This is a genomic window from Streptomyces capitiformicae (assembly GCF_002214185.1).
GTDB classification, from domain to species: domain Bacteria; phylum Actinomycetota; class Actinomycetes; order Streptomycetales; family Streptomycetaceae; genus Streptomyces; species Streptomyces capitiformicae.
The window spans coordinates 1,270,499-1,294,826 of record NZ_CP022161.1 but is presented as its reverse complement, the minus strand read 5'-3'; the positions used below and the strand labels follow the sequence as shown (position 1 = coordinate 1,294,826).

General features: G+C 71.5%; 17 protein-coding genes and 2 pseudogenes. 7 read left to right on the top strand and 12 right to left on the bottom strand.

Going from position 1 to position 24,328, the window contains the following annotated elements:
- The first annotated feature begins 6 nt into the window (after positions 1-6).
- The gene (locus tag CES90_RS05845) at positions 7-921 is read left to right on the top strand and encodes an ATP-binding cassette domain-containing protein (RefSeq protein WP_189780286.1); all 915 of its coding nucleotides are present in this window, start codon (positions 7-9) and stop codon (positions 919-921) included.
- A 91-nt stretch (positions 922-1,012) separates the two neighbouring features.
- On the opposite strand, the gene CES90_RS05840 is transcribed toward CES90_RS05845, so the two are convergent.
- Positions 1,013-2,695, bottom strand: coding sequence for an acyltransferase (locus CES90_RS05840; protein ID WP_189780285.1), 1,683 nt, complete (start codon positions 2,693-2,695; stop codon positions 1,013-1,015).
- Positions 2,696-2,814: 119 nt separating this feature from the next.
- Between CES90_RS05840 and CES90_RS05835 the strand changes: the two genes are divergently transcribed.
- Positions 2,815-4,335 carry a hypothetical protein gene (locus CES90_RS05835; RefSeq protein ID WP_189780284.1) on the top strand — a complete coding sequence of 507 codons (1,521 nt, stop codon included), beginning with the start codon at positions 2,815-2,817 and terminating at the stop codon, positions 4,333-4,335.
- Between the two features lie 15 nt (positions 4,336-4,350).
- Here the strand turns inward: CES90_RS05835 and CES90_RS05830 are convergent, their stop codons facing one another.
- The gene (locus CES90_RS05830) at positions 4,351-5,943 is read right to left on the bottom strand and encodes a serine/threonine-protein kinase (protein WP_189780283.1); all 1,593 of its coding nucleotides are present in this window, start codon (positions 5,941-5,943) and stop codon (positions 4,351-4,353) included.
- A 179-nt stretch (positions 5,944-6,122) separates the two neighbouring features.
- On the opposite strand from CES90_RS05830, the gene CES90_RS05825 reads away from it, so the two are divergent.
- The gene (locus CES90_RS05825) at positions 6,123-8,390 is read left to right on the top strand and encodes an ATP-binding SpoIIE family protein phosphatase (protein WP_189780282.1); all 2,268 of its coding nucleotides are present in this window, start codon (positions 6,123-6,125) and stop codon (positions 8,388-8,390) included.
- A 17-nt stretch (positions 8,391-8,407) separates the two neighbouring features.
- Here the strand turns inward: CES90_RS05825 and CES90_RS05820 are convergent, their stop codons facing one another.
- Together CES90_RS05820 and CES90_RS49315 are read right to left on the bottom strand one after the other, a co-directional pair.
- The gene (locus tag CES90_RS05820; protein ID WP_229913517.1) at positions 8,408-9,532 is read right to left on the bottom strand and encodes a sensor histidine kinase; all 1,125 of its coding nucleotides are present in this window, start codon (positions 9,530-9,532) and stop codon (positions 8,408-8,410) included.
- A 496-nt stretch (positions 9,533-10,028) separates the two neighbouring features.
- Positions 10,029-10,321: pseudogene (locus tag CES90_RS49315) on the bottom strand (response regulator transcription factor); the annotation flags it as partial.
- A 320-nt stretch (positions 10,322-10,641) separates the two neighbouring features.
- Here CES90_RS49315 and CES90_RS05815 point away from each other — a divergent pair.
- Positions 10,642-11,865 carry a heparan-alpha-glucosaminide N-acetyltransferase domain-containing protein gene (locus CES90_RS05815; RefSeq protein ID WP_189780281.1) on the top strand — a complete coding sequence of 408 codons (1,224 nt, stop codon included), beginning with the start codon at positions 10,642-10,644 and terminating at the stop codon, positions 11,863-11,865.
- Between the two features lie 31 nt (positions 11,866-11,896).
- On the opposite strand, the gene CES90_RS05810 is transcribed toward CES90_RS05815, so the two are convergent.
- From CES90_RS05810 to CES90_RS05795, 4 genes and pseudogenes are all read right to left on the bottom strand, one after another.
- Positions 11,897-12,760, bottom strand: coding sequence for a PaaX family transcriptional regulator (locus tag CES90_RS05810; protein ID WP_229913516.1), 864 nt, complete (start codon positions 12,758-12,760; stop codon positions 11,897-11,899).
- A 55-nt stretch (positions 12,761-12,815) separates the two neighbouring features.
- Positions 12,816-13,330 (bottom strand): annotated as a pseudogene (locus CES90_RS51900) (4-hydroxy-2-oxovalerate aldolase); the annotation flags it as partial.
- Between the two features lie 356 nt (positions 13,331-13,686).
- Positions 13,687-13,890, bottom strand: coding sequence for a hypothetical protein (locus tag CES90_RS05800; RefSeq protein WP_189780280.1), 204 nt, complete (start codon positions 13,888-13,890; stop codon positions 13,687-13,689).
- A 49-nt stretch (positions 13,891-13,939) separates the two neighbouring features.
- On the bottom strand, positions 13,940-15,451 hold the full coding sequence (locus CES90_RS05795; protein ID WP_189780279.1) for a peptide MFS transporter: 1,512 nt from the start codon (positions 15,449-15,451) through the stop codon (positions 13,940-13,942).
- 170 nt (positions 15,452-15,621) lie between these two features.
- On the opposite strand from CES90_RS05795, the gene CES90_RS05790 reads away from it, so the two are divergent.
- Positions 15,622-15,945 carry an antibiotic biosynthesis monooxygenase family protein gene (locus CES90_RS05790; RefSeq protein WP_189780278.1) on the top strand — a complete coding sequence of 108 codons (324 nt, stop codon included), beginning with the start codon at positions 15,622-15,624 and terminating at the stop codon, positions 15,943-15,945.
- A gap of 318 nt (positions 15,946-16,263) precedes the next feature.
- On the opposite strand, the gene CES90_RS51205 is transcribed toward CES90_RS05790, so the two are convergent.
- Both CES90_RS51205 and CES90_RS51200 read right to left on the bottom strand, forming a co-directional pair.
- Entirely contained in the window at positions 16,264-17,067 is an 804-nt protein-coding gene (locus tag CES90_RS51205) for an asparagine synthase-related protein (protein ID WP_189780277.1), read from the bottom strand.
- The gene (locus CES90_RS51200; protein WP_189780276.1) at positions 16,959-17,846 is read right to left on the bottom strand and encodes an asparagine synthase-related protein; all 888 of its coding nucleotides are present in this window, start codon (positions 17,844-17,846) and stop codon (positions 16,959-16,961) included. The genes CES90_RS51205 and CES90_RS51200 overlap by 109 nt, the downstream gene beginning before the upstream one ends.
- A 628-nt stretch (positions 17,847-18,474) precedes the next feature.
- Here CES90_RS51200 and CES90_RS05775 point away from each other — a divergent pair.
- Positions 18,475-19,236, top strand: coding sequence for a cytochrome P450 (locus CES90_RS05775; RefSeq protein ID WP_189780275.1), 762 nt, complete (start codon positions 18,475-18,477; stop codon positions 19,234-19,236).
- Positions 19,237-19,362: 126 nt separating this feature from the next.
- Here CES90_RS05775 and CES90_RS05770 read toward each other — a convergent pair whose 3' ends face one another.
- Positions 19,363-21,540, bottom strand: coding sequence for an MMPL family transporter (locus tag CES90_RS05770; protein ID WP_189780274.1), 2,178 nt, complete (start codon positions 21,538-21,540; stop codon positions 19,363-19,365).
- A 109-nt stretch (positions 21,541-21,649) separates the two neighbouring features.
- On the bottom strand, positions 21,650-22,378 hold the full coding sequence (locus CES90_RS05765) for an SDR family NAD(P)-dependent oxidoreductase (RefSeq protein WP_189780273.1): 729 nt from the start codon (positions 22,376-22,378) through the stop codon (positions 21,650-21,652).
- Positions 22,379-22,510: 132 nt separating this feature from the next.
- Between CES90_RS05765 and CES90_RS05760 the strand changes: the two genes are divergently transcribed.
- A complete protein-coding gene (locus CES90_RS05760) occupies positions 22,511-24,175 on the top strand; it encodes a multicopper oxidase family protein (protein WP_189780272.1) in 1,665 nt (554 codons plus the stop codon).
- Positions 24,176-24,328: the final 153 nt, after the last annotated feature.

Here is a 24,328-nt window from a genome sequence, read left to right as displayed (position 1 = left end):
GGACCCATGACTGACACCAACGGAAGCACCGCCGCGCAGTCCGCGGTCAAGGACGCGGTGCCCGGGCCGGCCAAGCCGGTCGTGGAGCTGCGCGGTGCGGGCAAGTCGTACGGCAACGTCCGTGCCCTGCACGGGGTGAGCCTGCAGGTGCACCCCGGCAAGGTGACCTGCGTGCTGGGCGACAACGGCGCCGGCAAGTCCACACTCATCAAGATCATCTCGGGTCTGCACCAGCACACCGAGGGCGAGTTCCTCGTGGACGGCGAACCGGTACGTTTCGTCACCCCGCGTGAGGCCCTCGACAAGGGCATCGCCACGGTGTACCAGGACCTCGCCGTGGTCCCGCTGATGCCGGTGTGGCGGAACTTCTTCCTGGGCTCGGAGATGACCAAGGGCCCCTGGCCGATCCGCCGCCTCGACATCGAGAGGATGAAGAAGACCGCGGACGAGGAACTCCGGAACATGGGCATCGTCCTGGACGACCTCGACCAGCCCATCGGTACCCTCTCCGGCGGCCAGCGCCAGTGCGTCGCGATCGCCCGCGCGGTCTACTTCGGCGCCCGGGTGCTCATCCTGGACGAGCCGACCGCCGCCCTCGGCGTCAAACAGTCGGGCGTGGTGCTGAAGTACATCGCGGCCGCCCGCGACCGCGGCCTCGGCGTCATCTTCATTACCCACAATCCCCACCACGCCTACATGGTCGGCGACCACTTCAGCGTCCTGCGCCTGGGCACCATGGAACTCTCCGCCGCCCGCGACCAGGTCAGCCTCGAAGAACTCACCAACCACATGGCCGGCGGCACCGAACTCGCCGCCCTCAAACACGAGCTGGCTCAGGTCCGTGGCGTCGACGTCGAGGAACTCCCCGAAGAGGAGGACCTCACCGCCCCCGTGGCGACGTCGAAGGACGGGGCGGCGTGAGGATGCGGGCGATCGCGACCGCAGGCCTCCAACCGTAGGGTGATCGAGCCGCCAACCCTTGGCATCAGCCCCGGGGTTGGCCTCGCCCGCCTCATCCGACCGGCGTACACGCATCCCCCGGCTCCGGCCGGTGCACTCCCCGAGGTCGGTATCCCAGTGCGTCGGAGCGGCCCAGCAGGTCCGCCAGCAGCCAGAGGATGGCCAGCCACATCTCCGTACCCTGCAAACCCGCCTCCGGCCCCGGCCCTGCCGTACCCGGCCCGAACCCGAAGCCCTTTCCATCCTGCCAGCGGGCCAGGGTGGCCGTGAGCTGCCGTTCGGCCCAGGAGCGGATCTCGGCGGACCGGTAGCCGTCGTCCCGTCCACCCCCGCCGGCCGGCTGCCGTGTGCACAGCCACAGCGGATGGGCGACGTCCAGGACGTTGCAGGCGTTCTCGCGGCCCGCACCGAACCAGCGGGTGTCACGGGCATGGTCCAGCACCGCGTCCACGACCCGCTCCGGATGCGGGACGGGCACTCCGAACTGGGCGAAGGAGCCGCGGGTGAGCCGGTAGTAGCCGTTCACGACCTGGAGGCGTCCGGTGGCGGTCGAAGGGCTGCCCCACATGGCGGTCCAGGGGTCCGCTCGGGTCAGCAGCCAGCCGAAGAGGGCTTCGAGGGAGCCCGGGGTCATACCGTCGCCGTCGGTGTGGCGGAGGTTCCAGTGGGCGGCCGTGGCCCAGGTGTCGATCCAGGCGCCGGCGCCCCAGGCGTGGTCGCGCCAGGGCAACCCTTCCAGACGGGTGATGAGTTGATCGGCCGTCATGTTCCGTACGCCGTGGACCGGTTGGGGGAGGGCGGCGCCCAGGAGGTCCAGCGCGTAGCCCACGGACAGTACGTGGTAGAGAGGAGCGCCCTCGCCGATGAAGCCGTCCGCGTCCATCGGGGGAACCCGCTCACCGAACTCGGGTACCAAGCCCGTTTCCTTGTCCTGGAGGGCGCTCAGCCGCTCGATGTGTTCGTCGCTGCCGAGTTGCTCAGGGGCGGTCCCCAGCAGCAGGTCGGCGATCTCCACGGCGTCGCAATGCGCTCGTACGGTCGGCTCGGCGCCTGGGCGGTCGACGTAGCGGTCGCCGGTCCAGCAGCGGGCCAGGAGGTCGGCGGCCTGGGCGCGGGCGGTGTCGGCGAACCGGGCCAGCACGTCACCGTCACCGGTTTCTCTCCTCGTCTCCCGGCGGTCGCGTATCCGGCGGGCCGGGTTTCCGGCCGCCACCGTCCACGCCGGCATGTCCTTCGTGACGACGGACCCCGCGCCGATGACGCAGTGGTCGCCGATGGTGACGCCGTCGACCACGACCACGTGGGAGCCGATCCAGACGTCGTCGCCGACGGTGATGCCGCGGCTGGTGTGCGGTTGCCGGAAGACGGGGCGGTCGGGGGCGGTGGAGTGGTTGAAGCCGAGGAGGGAGGTGTGGGCGCCGATGCGCACGGCACTGCCCAGCTCGACCGTGCCGCGTACCACGGTGAACGGGTTCAGGGTGCAGTCCGTGCCGGTGGTCAGGTCTCCGGTGACATAGGCGTGGGCGGCGATGTACGAGTCGTCGCCCAGCCGTAGGAGGTCGGGGAACACCGCCGCCGACTCGGCCACGTAGCACCGCTCGCCGATCTCGTTGTCCCCGCCGAGCGACCGCTGCCGCTCCCGTTGCGCGGCTCGCTGGTCCTCCGTCGCTTCCTTCTCGAACAGCCAGGGGCAGTGGTCGAAGTGGCTTACGGACGGCGGCTGTCGGTGATCCATGAGCCGCACGTTAGGCTGGGCGGGTGAAGGAGAGCCACCGGCCGGTGCGCCTCGCCTCCTGACCGAGGGCGAGTAATCAATCCTTTTGTCGGATTAATGGGTGGCTTCTAAGGCGGGGTATGCGCATCAGTTCGAACGGCGTCTCGGGTGGCACCCAGACCGGTACGAAGACGCGGGCCGTCGCGTCGGCAGGCCCGTCGGCCGACGTGGCCGCCCGTCTCTCCGTCTTTGCGCCGATCCTCGCCGTGGCCGGCGCGTTCACACTGGCTCAACTCGTCCTCGTACCGCCGTGGTTGGGGCTCGGCTGGGACGAGGTGGTGTACGTCAGTCAGGTCAGTCCGCACGCGCCGGCGTCGTTCTTCAGCGCGCCGCGCGCCCGTGGTGTCCCGCTGCTGGTGGCACCGGTCGCCTCGTGGTCGTCGTCCACCGTGGTGCTGCGCGTCTATCTGGCGGTGCTGGCCGGGCTGGGGCTGTACCTCGCCCTGCGCGCCTGGCGGGGGCTGTTCCCGGTGCGCGTACTGGCACTCGCGGGCGCGCTGTTCGCCACCTTGTGGGTGACCCTCTTCTACGGGCCGCAGGCCATGCCCAACTACTGGGTCGCGGTCGGTGCGCTCATCTGCGTGGGGTGCTTCCTGCGCGCGCGGGCCGACTCCGCGGACCGGGCTGCCTTGTGGGGCGCGGCCGCCGGAACCGCGCTGATGGCGTGGATGCGGCCCACCGACACCGTGTGGGTGACGCTTCCGCTGTTCGTTCTGCTCGTGGGCGTACGGCGGTGGTGGCATCCGCGGCTGCTGCTCGCGATGTCGGCCGGGCTCGGCACCGGGGCCGGGGCGTGGGTCGTCGAGGCGTACGTCCAGTACGGCGGGCTGGGGCAGCGGCTCGCCGATGCCTCGCGGATCCAGGGCGGGCTGGGGTGGAACATCGCCGTCGACGATCAGCTGCGCAGCCTGGGCGGGCGGATACTGTGCCGTCCCTGCACCGGTGACATGCCGCATGTGGTGGTCATGGCATGGTGGTTCGTCCTGCCGCTGCTCGCCGCGCTCGGGGTGGCCGTGGCGCTCAGGGCGCGGCGCGGGACACCCACGCTGGTGGTGCTGGCCTGCGCCGCGACGGCCGCCGTGCCCTACCTCTTCCTCATCGGGTACGCCGCTCCCCGCTTCCTGCTCCCCGCGTACGCCCTGCTCGTGATCCCGGTCGCCGACGCGCTGCTGACGCTCGTCACCGGGCCGGGCGGCGCCTGGCGCCCGGTGGTCGGGACGCTCGTGGCGCTCGGGCTCGTCGGGCATCTGGCGGTGCAGTACGTGGTGTTGTCGAGCACCGTCGAGCGCACGACCTCGGCCCGCCGCGACTGGGATCGCGCCGCCGCCGAACTGCGGCGACTGGGCGTTCGGCCGCCCTGCCTGCTGACCGGTGACACCGCCATCCCCATCGCCTACTACGCCGGCTGTGCCTCCGGCAACACCCGCGGCAACAACGCCAACATCACCCGCGAGGGCATCCTGCGCACCGCCGAGCGCGTCCCGGTCGCCACCCTCGTCGCCCCGGGTGGCCGCCCACCCCGGTACGCCCGCGCCTGGCCCGCCCACCGGATCGCCGGGTTCCGGGTGCATGTGGCGCCGACGGGGCCCCAGGGGGAATGAGAGGCGGCGCGGCGGTCAGGACCCGCTCGTGACGAAGCCGTCCCTCACCTTGTCGAAGACCGGGCGGTAGGTGTCCCACTTCTCGTCGGGGGCCGAGAGATAGATGTCGTACTCGCGCTCGCCCTCCCGGCCGAAGCCGAGGTCGATGGCGCGGAAGGCCCGGGCCCGGCCCTGGAACGTGAACTCCCAGATGGCGGCCGGCTGTCCGCGGAAGGTGGTCTTCTGCATACGCAGCTTCCGGTACGTGTTGGGGTAGTTGACCTTCGTGTTCGCCTCGATGTCGGCGAAGTGGGCAATGGGGTGCGAGCCCGCAGGATCCACGACGCCGATCCTGATTTCGGCCAAGCGGGTCGGGTCGACGTAGGTGACCTGCTCAGCCGTCCGCTTGTTTGGCTTCCAGCCGTCCGGCACGGGGAAGGAGACCCCGAGGCTCTCCTCCTTGACCAGGTGGAAGCCGTCGGGGACGGGGGAGGGGGAGTACGAGGGGGTCGCGGCACCCGCGTTCTGCCGGGAGTCGGAGTCGTTCGTGGTGTTGTCCGCCCGCATGTAGAGCGTGGCCCCGACGACCGTGGCCACGACGGCGAGCGCGACGCCGACCGGCACCAGGACCCGCTTGCCCCGCCCACGCCCAGGCTCCGCGCCCCGGCTCCCACGCCCCCGGCCCCGCCCCGTCTCCGGCGGCTCGGCGCCCGAGCCCTGCGAGGCCGGCTTCGGCAGCGTCACCGTCGTCACCCCGGACACCACGGCGCGCAGCGCCTCCTCCGTCTGCTCCGCCGTGGGGCGGTCGGCGGGATCCTTGGACAGGAGGGCCACGATGAGGGGTTCCAGCGCGCCGCCCTGCTTCAGCGGCTCCAGCGGATCCACGGCGATGGCATACGCGGCCTCCATCGCGGTGAGGCGGCGGAACGGCGGGCGTCCCTCCACCGCCTGGTACAGCGTGGCGCCCAGCGCCCACAGGTCCGAGGCGGGGCCGGGCGTCTGGCCACGGATGCGCTCGGGGGCCATGTAGTGGATGGAGCCGACCATCTCGCCCGTCTTGGTCAGGGTCGAGGCGTCGGCCGTCATCGCGATGCCGAAGTCGGTGAGGACGACCCGTCCCTCGGCGCCGAGCAGGACGTTGCCGGGCTTGACGTCGCGGTGCAGTACACCGGCGGCGTGGGCGGCGCGCAGCGCGGCGACCATGCCCAGGCCGATACGGGCCGAGTCCTCGGGCGGAATGGTCCGGCCGTCCCCGAGGAGATCGGCGAGCGTGGGCGCCGGGACGTACTCCATGACGATGCAGGGCCGCCCGTCGCCGGCCTCGCCGTATCCGTCACCGGCGTCGAGGTGGTCGTCCACGACGTCATGGACGACGATCACGTTGGGATGCGCGATACGGGCGGCGCTGCGCGCCTCACGGCGGGTGCGCTCGTAGAGCCTGACCAGGTCGTCGGGGGAGAGGTGCGGCTGTACGTGCAGCCGTTTCAGCGCGACCTGGCGGTCGAGGACCTCGTCCCCCGCCCGCCACACCGTGCCCATACCGCCACGGCCGATCTGCTCCGTGAGCCGGTAGCGCCCGGCGATGAGCCGCCCTTCGTCCGACACCACGTGCCCTCCGCCAGCCCGCATACGTTCGATTTGCCTCGTCTCGCTCGTCACAATAACCGGCCACCTTTACGGGCCTTTGCGGCGGACCCTGTCTCCGGCCGGCGGTGAGCAGGCCGGATCCGGTCGGCGCGGGGCCCGGGGTGGGATGCGTCACGTGGCCGAGAGGCGTGCGCGGCCGGTCGGCGCGTAACGTCGGGACTGTGGACCTCACGGCTGACGGTCTGGTGTCCCGTGCCGCGGGTGAGCTCGGATCGAGAGCGGACGAGCTGATCGCCGAGGTGGAGCGGTGCCTGCGGCGGGACGTGCCCGAACTGTGGGAGCACGCCGACGCCATGACCTCGGAGAACGTCGCCGGGCACGTGGTCGCTGTGCTCTCCGGTCTCGAACGCGGTGCCGGGCCGGACGGGATCGAGGGGCCGGCCGCCGAGCTGGTGCGCATACGCCGGCTGGCCCGGTACGGCGTCCCCTTCAGTCTGGTGCTGCAGGCCTTCCGGGTCGGGCAGGGCATCCTCCTGGACCGACTGCTCCAGGAGCTGCCCCGGTTCACCGACGACTCCGAGCTGGTCAGCGCGGCGGCGCGCAGGCTGATCGCGGCGGCGACCGGGTATCTGGACCGCTCGTCCAGGCGGGGCTTCGTGGCGTACACCGAGGAGCGGGACCGTCGGCTGCGGTGGCGGCTGTCCCTGGTGAACGAGGCGAGCATGCGCATCGGCACCACCCTGGACATCGGCCGCACCACCCAGGAACTCGCGGATTTCGCCACCGAGTCCTCCGCCGGTTCCATCGGTTCCATCGGTTCCATCGGTTCCCACGGCGATTCCTTCGCCGGCCGCGCCCCCGAACCGTTCGCCGACCTCGTCACCGTCGACCTGCTCGACTCCGTGCTGCACGGTCACGACAGCACCCCGCCGGAGGGCCCGCTCGTAGTGCGTCGGGTCGCTCTGCGGTCGGTCGTGGGGCCCGACCCGGCGTCGGACCGGGCGTCGGACCGGGCGTCGGGCCGGGCGTCGGGCCGGGCGTCGGGCCGGGCGTCGGGCCGGGCGTCGATGACCGCCCCACGGCAGTCGCACACGTTTCCGAATGGGTCGCCGCCGGCCCGCGCCCTGGCCACCGGCCACCCCTCCCGGCACCACCGCGCGGACGGCACCGACCCGGCCCTGGCCCCGGCCCACTCGACCCTGGTCGTTCCGCTGCGTGCGCGGGAGGCCACCCTGGGGGTCGCCCAGTTCTTCCGGCACCGCAACCCCGAGCCGTTCGGCGACGAGGATCTGCTCCTCGCCCAGGAGATCGCGGCGCGGGCGGCGGTGGCCGTCGACAACGCCCGCCGCTACACACACGCCCGCGCCACCGCCCTCACCCTGCAACGCAGCCTCCTCCCGCGCCGTACGCCCCCGCAGTCCGCGGTGGAGGTCGCCTTCCGCTACCTGCCCGCCGGCGACAGGGCGGGCGTGGGCGGCGACTGGTACGACGTCATCCCGCTCTCCGGAGCCCGGGTCGCCCTCGTCGTGGGCGACGTCGCCGGCCACGGCATCCACGCCGCCGCCACCATGGGCCGCCTGCGCACCGCCGTACGCACCCTGGCCGACATCGACCTGCCTCCCGACGAACTCCTCACCCACCTCGACGACGTCGTGATCCGCCTGTCCACCGAAGCGGCCACCGAGACGGAGTGGGAGGAGGAGGCCGGCGGGGACTCCGCGGCCACCTGTCTGTATGCCGTGTACGACCCCGTCTCGCGCCGTTGCACCGTCGCCCGGGCGGGGCATGTGCTGCCTGCCGTGGTGGCTCTGGACGGCACCGTCGACGTTCTCGATCTGCCGCCCGGGCCGCCGTTGGGGCTGGGTGGGCTGCCGTTCGAGGCGGCGGAGTTCGAGTTGGCCGAGGGGAGTCTGATCGCCCTCTACACGGACGGCCTGCTGGAGGCACGCGGCCAGGACGCCGGCGCGGGTCTCGCCGCACTCCGCGACGCCCTCGCCCGGCCCGCCCCTTCTCTGGAGGCCGCCTGCGACGCCGTACTCGAAGCCCTGCTGCCCGCCCGGCCGCCCGACGACGTCGCCCTGCTGCTGGCCCGCACCCGTGCCCTCGGAGCGGGGCAGGTCGTCACCTGGGACGTGGAGGCGGGCCCCGCCGCCGTCGCCGGGGCCCGGGCGAACGTGTCCCGGCAGTTGGGCGTCTGGGGGCTGGAGGAACTCGAGTTCACCGCTGAGCTGGTGGTCAGCGAACTCGTCACCAACGCCATCCGCTATGGCCGCCCGCCGATCAGGTTGCGCCTCATCCACGACCGCACCCTCATGTGCGAGGTCTCCGACGCCGGCAGCACCACCCCGCACCTGCGCCGGGCCCGCGTCTTCGACGAGGGCGGACGCGGACTGTTCCTGGTCGCCCAACTCGCCGACCGCTGGGGAACCCGCCACGCCCGCCACGGCAAGACGGTCTGGGTCGAGTGCGCTCCGGGCAACCGCTCCTGAGGTGCGGTCGACGGCTGTCAGTCGCTGTGGGCCGGTATCCGCAGGCTCACCTCGTAACCGCCCTGTGGTGTGGGGCCCGACTCGAAGGCTCCGCCCAGGAGTTCGGCGCGCTCCTTGAGCCCGACGAGGCCCTGGCGGGAGCCGGGGAGAGGGAGCGAGGGGCGGGTCGGTGGGGTGTTCGTGACGGTGACACCGAAGGCGGTACCGTCGTCGGCCCGCCACAGCCGTACGGTCGCGGAGGCGCCGGGCGCGTGTTTGCGGACGTTGGTGAGGGCTTCCTGCACGGTGCGGTAGACGGCGCGCTGCCCGGTGGTGCCGACGTCCGGCGGGAGTTCACCGGTGAGGGCCGTGTCGATGCCGCTGGTGGCGACGAGCGTCTGGAGGTCGGCGAGCGTGGGCTGCGGGGTGAGTTCCGTGGCGCGGCCGCCGGAGGCCCTGAGCAGGGTCACCATGTGGCGCAGTTCGTCGAGGGTGTCGACGCTGAGGGAGCGGATCGTACGGGCGCCCTCCTTGAAGTCCGGGTCTGCGGCGGCCACTTGGAGGGCACCGGCCTGTACGGCGATCAAACTGACCTGATGCGAGACGACGTCGTGCATCTCGCGGGCCAGCTGGGCGCGTTCACGGGCGAGGACGGCCTGGGAGTGGAGCAGCCGTTCATGCTCCCGCGCCTCCTCGATCTCGACGAGCCGCCGGGCCAAGTCCCGCCTGGCCTGGACGAGTTGGCCCAGCAGGACGGGCGCGGCGGCCGTGGCGAGGGTGTAGAAGAAGTAGACCACCGTCCAGGTCCTGTCCTGCGGGGTGGCGTGGTGCAGCGGCCACGGGGTGGCGGACGCGACGGCCATCACCACCGCGCACACACCGAGCAGACGGCGGTCGCGGGACCGTTCGGCCAGGGTGAACAGGGCCGCGAACGGGGCGAACACGATGTCCAGCATCAGGGCGCCCGGGATCGTGCACGCGAACACCGGCAGCGGGAAGAGCCTGCGGAGTGCGAGCCCGGCACAGCCCGCTCCGGCGATCGCCGTCGCGGTGGGGGAGGCGTCCCACTGGTTCAGCGCGACATCGGCGGCCGCGATCGCCACGACGACACCATCGACGACGGGCTCCGGCACCCGCGCCCACCAGCCCCTGCACCCGGTCACCGGCCGACCCCCGCCGTGGCCCCGGACACCGCGATCGCAGGCCGCTCGCTCCGGGTTGGGGGTGTTGTGTTTGGTGGGTCGTCGGTTCGGGTTGGGGGTGTTGTGTTTGGTGGGTCGTCGGTTCGGGTTGGGGGTGTTGTGTTTGGTGGGTCGTCGGTTCGGGTTGGGGGTGTTGTGTTTGGTGGGTCGTCGGTTCGGGTTGGGGGTGTTGTGTTTGGTGGGTCGTCGGTTCGGGTTGGGGGTGTTGTGTTTGGTGGGTCGTCGGTTCGGGTTGGGGGTGCTGTGCTCGGTGGGTCCTCGGTTCGGGCTCGGGGTGCTGTTGGCGGTGGGTTCTTGGTTTGGGTTTGGGATGTGGTCATCGGTCGTCCCCCGCTCCGGGCTTCGGGCGCTGTTGTCGGTCGTTCTTCCCTCCGGGCTCGGGGTGCCGTCGTCGGTCGTCCCTCCCGGCCCCCGCCCGCTGTCACCGGCCGCCCCTCCCTCCCGGCCCCGCACCCTGTCATCGCCCGGTCCCCGACGAGCGCCGCCCTCCGTCGTCCAGTAGCCCGGCCCGCTGGGCGAGCAGGGCCGCCCGGACCCGGCTGCCCACCCCGCAACTTGGTCAGGAACGCGCTGACGTGGTCCTTCACCGTGCCCGCGCCGAGACGGACACGGTCGCCGACGTCGGCGTCGGCGTCGGCGTTGAGACAACCCCTCCGCTACCAGCACGAGCACCTCGCGCTCCCGCTCGGTCAGCCGTCCCACCCGGGCCGCCTCGACGTCGTCGATCGCCGGGCCCGCCCCGGGATGGCTCTGGCTTTAAGCCGGACCGCACCAGGGCCATTCGTCGACCACCATCACCCGGATCACGCGCGTTCCGCCTCGTCATCCCTGCGTGAACGTCGCCGGCCGCACGTCGTTGTCGCCCACCACCGGGTCGACCGTAGAACGGGAAGCCCTCGTGAGACGGCCGATCGGGACACTCTCCCCACTTGGCGAGAGCGTTCCGGCGTCAAGGGGGCACACGAGAACCGGAGCGCCCCCGCGAGGTGGCGCGCGCCCCGCCGGGTGGCGGGGTCGGACCGGACACCTGCCGGATACTCCGCGCTCGGGCCCCTCCCCAGCCTGAAGGCATGACCCAGAACGCAGTCGACCCGGCGACCGGGAAACCGGCCGCTGTCTCGCCCCATACCTCCGGAACCCCCAGCCCCGGCGCCTCGACAGGCCGGCTGATCGGTGTGGACCTGGCCAGAGGGCTCGCGGTGTTCGGGATGTACGCCGCGCATGTCGGGCCCGACCCCTCGGAGGGCGGAGCGGTCGGCTTCGTCATGGAGCTGTCGCACGGCCGGGCCTCCGCGCTCTTCGCCTTCCTGGCCGGCTTCTCGATCATCCTGATCACCGGTCGGCACGCCCCGAAGACGGGCCGGGCGGGCCGGCAGGCCGTCGCCAAGGTGGTGATCCGGGCGCTCGTCCTGCTCGTCGTGGGCACCGGACTCACCCTGACCGGCACCGCGGTCGAGGTCATCCTCGCCTTCTACGGCCTGTACTTCCTGCTCGTCCTGCCCCTGTACCGGCTGGGCGCCCGCCCGCTGGCGATCATCGCCGGAGCCGCCGCGCTGGTCCTGCCGCAGATCCTGTACGTCGTCCATCGCGCGCTCGACGCCGACGAACCCGGCGGCATTTGGACCTGGCCCGCCGACGCCGACGGCCTCCTGTCGCTCCTCTTCACCGGCAGCTACCCCGCCCTGACCTGGATCCCCTTCGTCGTCGCCGGCATGGCCGTGGCCCGCCTCGATCCGGCCGCCACCGCCGTACGCCTGCGTCTCGCGCTCACCGGTGCCGGTCTCGCCGTCCTCGGGTACGGCGGCTCCTGGCTGGCCCTGCATCTGGTTCCCGGCGCCCTCGCGGCGGTCGCCGAGTCGGGTGGGGAGGACGGCGGTTCGGCAGCGTCGGCCTGGTGGTCCGACACCTGGGGCTACCCGAGCGGTGACAGCCCGGCCGAGCTTCTGGTGGCCGCGCCGCACAGCGAGACGACACTGTCCATCGTGGGCAACTCCGGTGTCGCGGTCCTCGTCCTGATCGCCTGCCTGGCCGCCGTGGACGCCTTCCCGCGTCTGCACCGCCTCGCCCGACCGGTCATCACCGTCGGCACGATGTCCCTGACCGCGTACGTCCTCCACGTCGTCGGCATCCAGGCCCTCGGCATCGAGGAACTGCCCGGTTCCCCGCCGCACGTGCTGCTCGGCTTCCTCGTCGCCGTGACGGTCTTCGCCACGCTCTGGTCCCGCTTCTTCCGGCGCGGCCCCCTGGAGTGGCTGCTGGGCAAGGCCGCCGAGCCCGCCCGACTGGTCCGCTGAACGCCCGTGACCGGCCGTGGCCCGGCCCGGCTCAGCGCGCCGGGACCGTGTCCAGCAGCTCGCGGGCAACGTCCCGGGCGGGCTCCGTGACCTGTTCGGCGACGCGTCGGAAGGTCTCCTGGGCCGGGCGGGCCGGCCAGGACGGGGGAAGGTGCCGGGTGGGCAGCCGGGGGTCGGTACGGATGGTCCACAGCCATTCGCTGACCAGCCGCAGCCGGGTGCCGATCGGGTCGTCCCCGACGCCCCCGCCCAGGTGGGGCGTCCACCGCTTGCCGAAGGTGACATAGCGGGCGGCGATGGATTCCAGGTCCCAGGTGTCACGGACCATCAGATCGATGTCGGTGGACACCTCGGCCTGAGCATGGAAGATCTTGACGTGGTCGGTGAGCCCGAGCTCCGCGACGACACCGGTGACGTCGACCTCACCGGGAGCGATCCACAACCCGCTGTACAGCGCGCCGAATCCGGACCAGGTGAGCCGTGAGCGCAGATCGTGGCGCTGGCGCTTCCAGGAGTCGGGCAGGGAGAAGCCGAGCAGGGTCCAGGTGCCGTCCCAGTCGTCGTTGACGGCGCCCTGTTTCCAGATACGGGTGCGGCCGTCCAGCAGGACGCGCGTCGCCTGCCGGGTCAGGCCGAAGTACATCTTGCGGCCCTCGCGTTGGCGTCGCAGCAGGCCGCGGTTGACCATGCGGGTCAGCGTGGAACGTACGGCCTGTTCACCGACGCCGACGCGGCCGAGCACGTCGATGATGCTGCCCGAGTACACGCACAGGTCACGGTCCTCCTCTTCGACGACGTGGTTGCCGAAGAAGGCGAGCATGAGCGACCGCGGGCGCGGCGACGGCCCGTCCGAGGCGTCGCTGTCCGGCGTGTCCAGGATGTCGTAGTCCTCCACGGAGGCAAGGGTACGGCCGCCCACCGACGCTCCGGCGGGCGGCCGTACGACCTCGTCAGCCCTGGTCGGCGCCGGTGTTGCCAGTCACCAGGTCCAGCGCGATGTCCGTGATCATGTCTTCCTGGCCGCCGACCATGCCGCGCCGGCCGACCTCGACGAGGATGCTTCGGGTGTCCAGGCCGTAGCGGGTGGCGGCGGTCTCGGCGTGGCGCAGGAAGCTGGAGTACACGCCCGCGTAGCCGAGGCTGAGGGTCTCGCGGTCCACCCGCACCTCGCGGTCCTGCAGCGGTCGTACGAGGTCGTCGGCGGCGTCCATCAGCGGGAACAGGTCGCAGGCGTGAGCCCAGCCCATCAGGTCGGCGACCGCGACGAACGCCTCCAGGGGCAGTTGCCCGCGCCCGCGCCCGCGCCCTGCCCGGCGAGCGAGGCGTCGACCCGGGCCGCGCCGCTCTCGACGGCGACGACGGTGTTGGCCACACCGAGGGCGAGGTTGTGGTGGGCGTGGATGCCGAGTTCGGTGGTGGGATCGAGTACGTCGCGGTAGGCGCGGAAGCGGTCGCGGACGCCGTCGGCCCCGAAGTCGGGCTGATCCACGCCCAGTTGGCGCTGTACGGCCACGGAGGTCAGACCGATCTTGCGGCCGACGATCCGGCGGCCCGTGTCCTGGCCGCGCCGGACGCCCAACTGCTGCACGGCGTAAGCGGTCTCCAGGTCGCCGCCGCCCTCGATCAAGGTCCGCGCTACGCACCGGTGGACCGTCGCACCCGGCGTGGCACGCGACCACGGCGGCGGCACTGTTGTGCATCCCCGCCACCGTCCTGGGGCTTCACGGCGGTGATCCGATCGTCCGCGGGGCGGGGGCGCGCCGGTGGGTGTTCCGGTGAGTCGCATTCCCCGCCTCGCGGGCGATCGGATCACCGGGGTCGTCAGTCGATGCCCCGCCAGATGTGCGGCTCCTCGCGGCAGGCGTCCTCGTCCTCGCCGGCCAGTAGGACCGGCTGCTGGGCGGTCCTGGGCTCGGGCTCGTGGGGCCGTGGTCCGCGGGCCGGGGTCTCGTGGGCATCACGGTCCTGCCGTGCGTGCCGTTCCCGCTCCGGTGCCGGAGCGATGGTTGCTGTCGGTACTGTCAAGGCGAACACCTCCAGGGACAGGTCTGGGACAGGGGCGCCGGGGCGGTGGTCACACGCCCAGCCGCCGGCCCAGCGGCCCGCGGGCCAGTACCAGGGCCACCGCGGCCGCCAGCGTGACCAGGCTCAACGCGAGGAAATAGCCGGCGGACGGCGACTCGTCGCCCGACACCTTCAGGGCGTTGCCGCCCAGGCCGCCGCCAAGCGCTCCGGCCAGCCAGAACAATCCCACCATCTGGCTGACGAAGGTCGCCGGTGCCACGGCGGTGGTGGCGCTCATCCCGACCGGGGCGAAAGCCACTTCCCCGGCGGCCAGCAGCAGGAACGCGATCACCAGCCACCACGGTGACACCAGGCCGCCCTCCGCCGACGCGGCCCGCCACGCGGCCAGCGCCATCACACCGAAGGCGACCGCGGTGCACGCCATGCCGATACCGAACTTGACGGCGGTGCCGATCCGGTCCCCCGCGCGCTTCCACAGCGAGGCGAACAGCGGGGCGGTGAGCAGCACGAACAGCGGTGTCGCGGACTGGAACCAGCTGGTGGGCACGGTGAAGCCGAGCACCGAGCGGTCCGTGGACTCCTTGGCGAAGATCGAGAAGACGGAGCCGCCCTGCAGGAACATCGCCCAGAACAGGGCCGAGGCCAGGAACAGCCAGATGTAGGTCTTCACCCGGACCCGCTCCGGCGGGGTCAGCAGCGGGTTGCGGATCAGCCGCCAGAAGAAGACCACAGGTACGACGACGGTCAGCAGCCCGATCAGCCCCATGACATGAGCGATCCTGAAGGACCCCGCGGCCGCGTCCGCGCCGTAGGCGATGACGACCACGGCCAGCGTGAGACCGCTGGCCCGCAGCACCCGGGTCCGCTGGGCGGGGGTGGCGGCGCGTTCGGGTGCCCGGCCGGTCTCACCGAAGTGGTGCGAGCCGCGCGCGTACTGGAGCAGCCCGATGGCCATGCCGACGGCCGCGAGCCCGAAACCCAGATGCCAGTCGACGGTCTCGCCGACCGCCCCGACCACGACGGGCGCCACCAGCGCGCTGACCTGGACGCTCATATAGAAGATCGCGAATCCGGCGTCCCGGCCGGCCCGGTCCCCAGGAGCGTAGAAGGCGCTCAGCAGATTGGCCATGTTGGGCTTGAGCAGCCCGGTGCCGCCCGCGATCAGCAGCAGCCCCGGATAGAAGAACGCCTGTCCGGGCAGGGCCAGCGACAGATGCCCGAGCCCGATCAGAACGCCCCCGTACAGGACGGCGCGAGAGGAACCGAACAGCCGGTCGCCGAGCCAGCCGCCAGGTACGGAGCAGAGGAACACCGAGGCCATGTACAGGCCGAAGAGCAGCGTGGCGTCCTCGTTGGTCATCCCGAGCCCACCGTCGGCGGTCGGCTCCGTGGCGTAGAGGACGAGGATCGCGGTCATCCCGTAGAAGCTGAACCGCTCCCAGATGTCGGTGCCGAACAACGTGGTGAACCAGCGAGGCCAACCCAGGGGACCTCGTCGGCCGGTACGTCCGGACGGACCCGACGGCTGGACGGTGGGGGACTGGGCCGGCGGCGCGGTCATGGATCCTCCAAGGGGTCACTGGGAGAGCACGGGGAGAGAAGGAGAGACTCCCGCCGCGGTGTCGGAGACCGGTCGAGGACGAGTCGAGGTGTCCCTCGAGCTGCCGTCGAGCCGAGTCACGGAGACTGGGCGCCCCGAGTCGACCCCGTCACGCGTCGGAGGCCAGTCAGATGCCGGATTCCCTTCCTTTCCGTGTGATGCTCCGCATGGAGACAGTCCCTGGCCGGGGCGCCGAGTTCGAGAAGGTGTGGCAGGAGGTGGGCAGGGGCATCGCCGCCCAGCCGGGCAATCTCTGCCAGTCCCTCGCCCGGTCGGCGGACGAGGAGGACGTCTACTACGTCGTCACCGACTGGGTCGATGCGCCCAGCTTCCATCGGTTCGAGCACAGCGAGGAGCACGTCGAGAACCGGCGCCTCCTGGCCCCGTACCGGCGCGGCGGAGAGATGCGGCTGACACAGACCGTATGCCTGCTGCAGGGCACGTCCGCCCGGTAGGGCCCTGAGTCCGCCGGTGTCACCAGGGCCTGTCGTCACCTTCCCGTCGTCGCCCGGAGGGCGGCCCCGCGCCCGCGGCAGCGGCTGATGTCCGCGTAGTTGCGTGCCCTCGGTGTGCCGGGCATACACCCTCGCACTTGGATGTACTTGGGTGTGTGCCCGGTGCGGCGGTGGGGGTCCCTCCCGCTCGAGCGGAGCCGAGAGCGGGGGAGCGTGCATGGCGTCGCGGGGCAGACGGGACTTTCGCAACACGCCCTAGCGAGCCGCCGGGACGCGTGGGGCGTCCCGGCGGCTTCCTCGTGACGCCGGACCGGGGTGTCAGCCCGGCAGGGTGAGCTCGTGGTGTTCCAGCCAGGTGTTGAGCTTGAGCGCCAGTTCCAGCTCGGTGCGGCTGAGCCGGGGCTCCCCGGCCGGGTCCCGCCGCAGTCCGCGCACCACGTCCATGTCCAACAGCGGCAGCACCGGCGCGTCCGGCCGGTTGGCCAACTCGCCCAGTTCGGTGCGGAGCTTCAGGTCGTAGCCGTCGTCGTGCGTCATGGGGTAGCCGGACTTCCGGCGCTCCAGCACCGACGCGGGCAGCAGATCCGCAACGGCGGCGCGGAGCACGCTCTTCTCCCACCCGTCGAACGTCTTGGTGCTCCAGGGGATGTTGAGGGCGTACTCCACCAGCCGGTGATCGCAGAACGGCAGCCGTACGTCGACTGCGACCGCCGCGCCGAACCGGTGGGCCCGATCCAGTTGCTCGGGCAGGAAGCGGGTGACGAACAGATAAGTCAGCTCGCGCATCCGCCGCTCCAGCGGCTCCTCCCCGGGCAGGCCGGGAATCTCCGCGAGGGCGTCACGGTAGTGGTCGGCCCGGAACGCGAGGACCTCGAGTTCCTTTATCGCCGGGGCGAACAGCGTGCCGACCAGCTCGTCGGTGGTCGGCGTCCACGGGAAGTCGGGAGCCTGCGCCCGGCGCGGATGGTGGAACCACGGGAAGCCCCCGAAGAGCTCGTCCGCGCCCTCACCGCTCAGCAGGACCTCGACCCGCCCCCGACGGCCCGGTACAGCAGGGCCATCGAGGGCTCGGTGTCCGCGAACAGCCGTGGCTGGTCCAGCTCCGCCACCAGGCGGGCCCATACCTCGGCGCGGGTGAGGTCACCGGTGGTGAGGACCACGTCGGTGCGGTCGGTTCCCAGATGGGCGGCCATGTCGCGGACGAACGGGCTGTCGGGTTCCGGCCGGACGATGTGCGGCCGGAAGTTCTCCTCGTACCCCTGGTAGTCGACCGCGAAGGTGGGCACCGGGCGGTTGTGCCGTCCGGCGAGCAGCGCGGCGAGCGCGCTGGAGTCCAGCTCACCGGACATCAGACTGCCGACGCGGCCGTCCGGGCAGCCGCTCTCCTCACCCACGGCGTCGGCCAGCAGTTCGCGGACCCGCCGGGTGGTGGTGGGGATGTCGTCGTGGTGCTCCGCCGCTGTCGGCCGCCAGTACCGGTGCTCGGTACGGCCGGACCGGGAGAACCGTACGAGGTGGCCCGCCGGGACCTCCCGGATGTCCCGGAACACCGTCTTTCCCGGCACGTTGATGCCGGCCAGCACCATGCGCGGGGCGTCCTCGTCCAGCCGCGCACGCACCAGCGGATGGGCCATCAGGGCGTCGGGCCGGGAGGCGAAGAGCACGCCGGTCGCCAACTGGACGTAGTGCAGCGGGCGGGTGCCCATCCGGTCCCGGACCAGGGTCAGCTCCGCGCGCCCCGGCTCCCACACAGCAAGGGCGTAGGAGCCGCGCAGCCGGTCTACGGTGCCGCGGCCCAGCGCCAGCCAGGACCGCAGGACAGCTTCGGCGCCCGAGGCGGCCGTACCGGGACGGGACCGCGGCAACTCGGCGCGGTTGTCGCATACTCCGGCGAACGACACGACGGCCGAGACGGGGGCGCCGGGGCCCTCCCCTCCCGCCAGCGGTCCGGGGGCCGCGTCCAGGGCGCCGGCCGGCGACGGGCGCAGGCCGAGGACGGGCGCAGGCCGAGGACGGCTCCGGGCCCCGTCCAGAACCGGGCGCCCGCGGCGTCGCCCGCGCGCAGCGCGCGGACCATCGACGCGATGGCGTCCCGCCCTTCGGGGAGCGCATGCTCGAACTCCACCCATCCTGCGAGCTCTGACACGGAACACGACCTCCTTGGACACGCTTCGGTGGCTGGGGCCCTTCGTGCTTCCCGGACACGGTCCGGGCTCAGGGGCTCGGAACCCTGTGTGGCCGCGGCATCCGCCGGCCGCGGCATCCGCCGGCCGCGGCATCCGCAGGCCGGGGTATCCGCAGGCCGGGGTATCCGCAGGCCGGGGTATCCGCAGGCCGGGGTATCCGCCGGCCGGGGTATCCGCCGGCCGGGGTATCCGCCGGCCGGGGTATCCGCCGGCCGGGGTATCCGCCGGCCGGGGTATCCGCCGGCCGGGGTATCCGCCGGCCGGGGCATACCCGGTCGACGACCTCGTCCAGGCGGGTCCCCCGGGCGATCTGCTGCCCGGGCTCGCGTTACCCGTGCCTCTCATGCTGGTGCTGGAACTCCTCGGAGTTCCACAGCAGGACAGTCCACAGCTGTGCGCGTGGACGGACACCGCTTTCAGCATGACGAGGCATTCCCAGGAAGAGATCAAGGCCGCACGAGGCCACCTCGAGGAGTACGTCGCCGGCATGATCGGTGAGCGCCGCGAACGCCCCGGCGACGATCTGCTGGGCGCCCTGGTCGCCGAGCGCGACGAGGGCGGAAGGCTGACCGAGAAGGAGCTGATCGGCTTCGCCTTCCTGCTGCTCACCGCCGGTTACCTCAGCACGGTCAACGCCATCTCCAGCGGGATACTGACCCTGCTGCTCCACTCCGCCGAGCTGGACCGGCTGCGCGCCCGTCCCGAGCTCGTGCCCACCGCGGTGGAGGAACTGCCGCGCTACAACCCGTCGGCGATCAGCGGAGCGCTGCCCAGGGTCGCCCTGGAGGATGTCGACCTGGGCGGCGTCACCGTACGGGCGGGTGAGGCCGTGGTCCCCGCGATCGGCTCGGCCAACCACGACGCGTCGGTCTTCCACGCACCCGAGCGGGTGGATGTGGCCCGCGAGGCCAATTCCCATCTCGCCTTCGGCTACGGCGTTCACCGCTGTCTGGGCGCCCAGATGGCCCGGATGGAGCTCCAGGTGGCCGTGGCCACCCTGCTCAGGAGGCTGCCCACGATCCGGCTGGCCGTCCCCGAGCACGAGCTGCGCTGGAAGGACCACCCGGTCTCCCGCGGACTGCTCTCGTTGCCGGTCACCTGGTGATTCCCGCCGCACCCGCGCGGTCCCGCGCCGGTGCGGCTGTTAGGTACGTCCTGTTCGGTACGTCCTGTTCGGTACGTCCTGTTCGGTACGTCCGCCCGGCGGCCGCTGCCGCCGGGCGGACGCGGCTCAGTGCTTCTCCACCTTCACCTCCGGAAGTGCCCTGGCCAGCACCCGCGGCAGCCACCAGGCGTGGCGGCCCATCAGCCGCATGGCCGCCGGCAGGATGAGACAGCGGATGACGACGGCGTCGATGAAGATCGCCACCGCGAGACCGAAACCGAACTGCCGCAGCATGCGGTCCTGGCTGAGCATGAAGGCGCCGAACACCACGATCATGACGGCGCCGGCCGCGGTGACGACCGCTCCGGTGTGCGCCAGCCCTTCCCGGACCGCCTTGGCCGCGTCCTTGGAGCGGAGCCACTCCTCGCGCATCCGGGAGACCAGGAAGATCTCGTAGTCCATGGACAGACCGAAGACGATGGCGAAGATCATGGTCGGCAGGAACGCCTCGATGGGGCCCGGCTCCGCGCCGAACCAGCCGTGCTGGAACACCAGGGCGACCGCGCCCAGCGCGGCACCGACGCTCAGGAGATTGAGCACGGCGGCCTTCAGCGGGATCAGCACCGAGCGGAACACCGCCATCAGCAGGACCACCGAGAGTCCGATCACGATCACCACGAACAGCGGCATGCGTCCCTCGATGGAGTCGGAGAAGTCCACCACGGACGCCGTCGCCCCGCCGACCAGGTAGGTGACGTCGGTCCGCTCCGTCACCTTCGGCAGCACATCGTCGCGCAGCCGGTGCACCAGCTCCTTGGTCGCGGTGTCCTGCGGAGCGGTCTTCGGGACGGCGATGACCATGGCGGCCGCGCCGTCCTCGGTGGGGAACGGGTCGTTGACCATGGCGATGCCCGGGGTGTCGCCGAGCGTGTCCGCGGCCGCCTGGGCCGCCCGCACGGCGTCGCCGCCCTCGCCACCGTCGGCCACGATGACCAGAGGGCCGTTGAATCCCGGGCCGAACCCCTCCGCGAGCAGGTCGTACGCCACGCGGCTGGTGGTGCCCTCCGGGTCGTTGCCGGCGTCCGCGAGGCCGAGCCGCAGATCCGCCACGGGGACCGCGAGAGCGCCCAGCGCCACCACGGGCACCACCAGCGCGGCCCACGGACGCCGCTGTACGGCCTGTCCCCAGGCGCGCCACCGGGCGCCCTCCTCCGCCCTGCCCTTGGCCGCACGCTTGCGGGCCCGCTCCGTGAACTGCCGGGCGAACCGCTTGCCGAAGATCGCGAGCAGCGCGGGCAGCAGCGTCAGCGAGGCCAGCATGGTGAGCAGCACGGTCAGCGCGACCGAGAGCGCCATGCCCCGCAGCGCGCCGAGACCGAGCGCGACCAGGCCGAGCAGGGCGATGATCACCGTGCAGCCGGCGAAGAGGACGGTCCGGCCGGCCGCCTCCAACGCGCCGCGCGAGGCCTGGTCCGGGGCCACGCCCTTGACGAGCTCGGTCCGGTAGCGGGCGAAGATCAGCAGCGCGTAGTCGATGCCCACGCCCAGGCCGACCAGGGTCATCACATAGGGGGAGTAGCTGGCGATGGTGAACTGGTGCGAGGCGAGCACGATGATGCCCAGCGTGGTTCCGACCGCGAACACGGCGGTGATCACCGGAAGGCCCGCGGCGATGACCGTGCCGAACATGAACAGCAGGATCACCAGCGCCGCGAAGATCCCGGCTCCCTCCGCGCCGCCGCCCTGACCCTCGGCCAGTTTGCGCGCGGCGCCTCCGCCCAGTTCCACCTGCAGCCGGTCCGTCTGTATTTCCCGCGCGGTCTCCAGGAGCCGCTCGGTCCGCTCGGCAGGCACATCTTCGGCCGGACGGTCCAGGACCACGGTGGCGTACCCGATGGTGCCGTCGGACGAGATCGCGGACTCGTCCTCGTAGGGGCTGCGGACCTGGACCACGCCCGGCAGCTCGGCCACCTGCTCCAGCATCCGGGCCACATCGGACTCGGTTCCGGAGCCGCGGAGCCCGTTCTTGTCGTGCAGCACGATCTCGACGGTGTTCCAGGCGTTCTGCGCACCGTGTTCCCGCAGCACCTCAAGGGCTTGCTGGGTCTGGGTGCCCGGCAGTGAGTAGTCGTCGCGGTAGTGGTCGCCCGCTCGCGAGGCGCCGACCCAGACGCCGACGAGCACAACCAGCCACAGGATCAGAGCTGTCCATCGGTGCCGACCGGCGAACCCCGCCATTTTGGAGAAGACACCGGCGTGTTCGGACCGCTCAGCGGAAACGGAGTCGGGCGGACGAGTAGACATGATGGTCGCGATCCCCTTGTCGGACGATGGGGGGTCATCAACTCACCGGGCACTCGTGCCGGTATACAGCCTGACTAGAATCACGCGGTCCGCCCCGGCCACCGGGGTTTCACCACGGAATGGTGGTGTCCCTGCGCAGGAAGACCCCCGAAGGCCCGTCGTCCGGCAGCGTGGCGGCGTCGGCGATGTGCCGCGCGGCCTCCTGGGGGGACTGTTCGGCGTCCGGGCGCATCCGGGTCCTGACCATCCCCGGGTTGATGGAGTTCACCAGCACCCCGGTGCCCTCCGTCTCCTTCGCCAGCATCACGGTCAGCGCGTTCAGCGCCGTCTTGGACGCCGAGTAGGCGGGGCACTGTGCCGCGGGGCCGTACGCGAAGGACGCGGCGCCACTGGAGACGTTGACCACCCTGCCCCAGCCGCGATCCACCATGCCCGGCAGGAACGCCTGGGCCATCCGCCAGGCGCCCAGTAGGTTCACCTCGAGGGTGTGCCGCACCCGGTCCAGGTCGACGGCCGAGGGGGACTCCCCCCAGTCCAGCTGCACACCGGCGTTGTTGATGAGGACGTCCACGGCTCCGGTGTACTTGACCGCCCGGTCCACCGACTCCTGGTCGGTGACGTCGAGCGCGAGGGGGACGGCTTGGCCGCCCAGTCGATCGGCGGCCTCGGCCGCCGCGCGCTCGTCGCGTGCGGCCAGCAGAACCCGGTGTCCCCGGGCGTGCAACTGGGCGGCCACCGCGAGGCCCAGCCCCCGGTTCGCTCCGGTCACCAGTGCGGTACGGGAAGGGGGCACGTCGACTCCTGATCCGGTGGCGGGCACGGGGACGTACGGGAGCATGCGGGGCACCCCTCGAGAACCGCTCGAGCGGGTCGAAAAGCGGGAGGGTGTGGCCGGCGCGAGGCCACGGAATTGAGCCGGAGTCGAGCAATATTCAGGCAAGACTCCAGTGGGCGACCCGATGATTGCCCCATGACTGGTAGCCACAGTTCCACGACCGACCATCACAAGGGAAGCGGGGAGGACGAATCGGCCGTGGTGCGCGGCGGCGAGAGCGGACCCGGCCAGAAGGCGCCGACGAAGCGCCCACGGACGATCCGACGCAGGATTCTGCTGATCACGGGCGGTGTCATGGGCGTCGGCCTGCTGGGCGCCGGCGCCTACGCGGCCAACTTCGCCGTGGTCTACAACGGACGCAAGTTGAGCAATGTCGGTGAACTCTCGTTCGCCAACAAGGTGCGGATCCCCCCGCTGTTGGAGGGGAAGCCCGACGGATCCGGACGCCGTGTGTTCCGGCTGACCGCCCAGACCGGCGAGAGCAAGCTGCTGCCCGGCAAGCAGACGCCGACCTGGGGGATCAACGGCGCCCTCCTGGGGCCCACGCTACGGGCGCGCCGCGGACAGAAGGTGTCGGTGTCGCTCACCAACAGCCTTCCGGACGCGACCACACTGCACTGGCACGGCATGCATCTGCCCGCCGAAATGGACGGCGGCCCGCACCAGATGGTGCGGCCCGGAGCCGACTGGAACCCCGAGTGGGAGATCAGCCAGCCGGCCGCGACGCTCTGGTACCACCCGCATCCGCACGGAAGCACGGCCGACCACGTACTGCGGGGCCTCGCCGGCATGTTCATCATCGAGGACGACGAGGCGGACCGGTCCGGTCTCCCCAACTCCTATGGTGTGGACGACATTCCGCTGATCCTGCAGGACCGGCAGTTCAACGACGACGGCACCCTCGATCTGAGCGGGGCCACCTTCATGCAGAGCCTGGCGGGCGTGGGCAGTCCGGGTGTGCTCGGTGACACCATCCTGGTGAACGGCACCTATGACCCGCACGTCCAGGTCTCCACCACACTGGTGCGGTTCAGGCTGCTGAACGGCTCCGGCGCCAGGACCTACAACCTGGGATTCACCGACAGCCGGGAGTTCCACCTGGTCGCCCAGGAGAACGGGTTGCTGGAGAAGCCCCTACCGCTGCGACGGCTGCAGCTCACCCCCGGTGAACGCGCCGAGATAGTGGTGGCCTTCAAACCGGGGGAACGGGTCGTGCTGCGCAGTTTCGAGCCCGAGCTCGGTCTGCAGTTCCCGACCGCCCGACTCGGCGGCCAGGAGGACACCTTCGACATGATCGAGGTGCGGGCGCGTGACCGGCTCACCGAGTCCCGCCCACTGCCCGACACCCTGCGCGGGGCTCCCTCCGCGATCAGCGTTCCCGAGAAGGCGCGCACCCGCAGCTTCGCGTTCAACAGCTTCACGATCAACGGCAAGAGCATGGACATGAGCCGCATCGACGAGGTGTGTCCGGCCGGGGAGGTCGAGATCTGGGAGGTGACCGGCGACGCGGAGGTGGTGCACAACTTCCACGTCCACGGAGCCACCTTCAACGTCATCGAGTACGCGGGGAAGAAGCCCGACGCGTGGCTGCGCGGGCCGAAGGACACCGTGCGCGTGCCTCCGGGAGACACCGTGCGGCTGGCGGTCGCGCTGCCGCCCCACACCGACGCGAAGACCCCGTACATGTATCACTGCCACATTCTCCGTCATGAAGACCTGGGCATGATGGGGCAGTTCACCGTTGTGGAGCCGGGTACGGAGAGCGGCGCCCCGCGGACGATCGACAGCGCCCACCACTGACGCCCCTCGCTGGAGTGCCCCCGCGCAACGACTCGGGCCCGGACTTCCCGGCCTTCACTTGACAATCAAGTATCTCGACCCTCAAGATAAAGAAGTGCCTTGACGGTCAAGGGAGTTGGCCCTCAAGGAGAGTTGCCCTTTTCGAAAACGGGA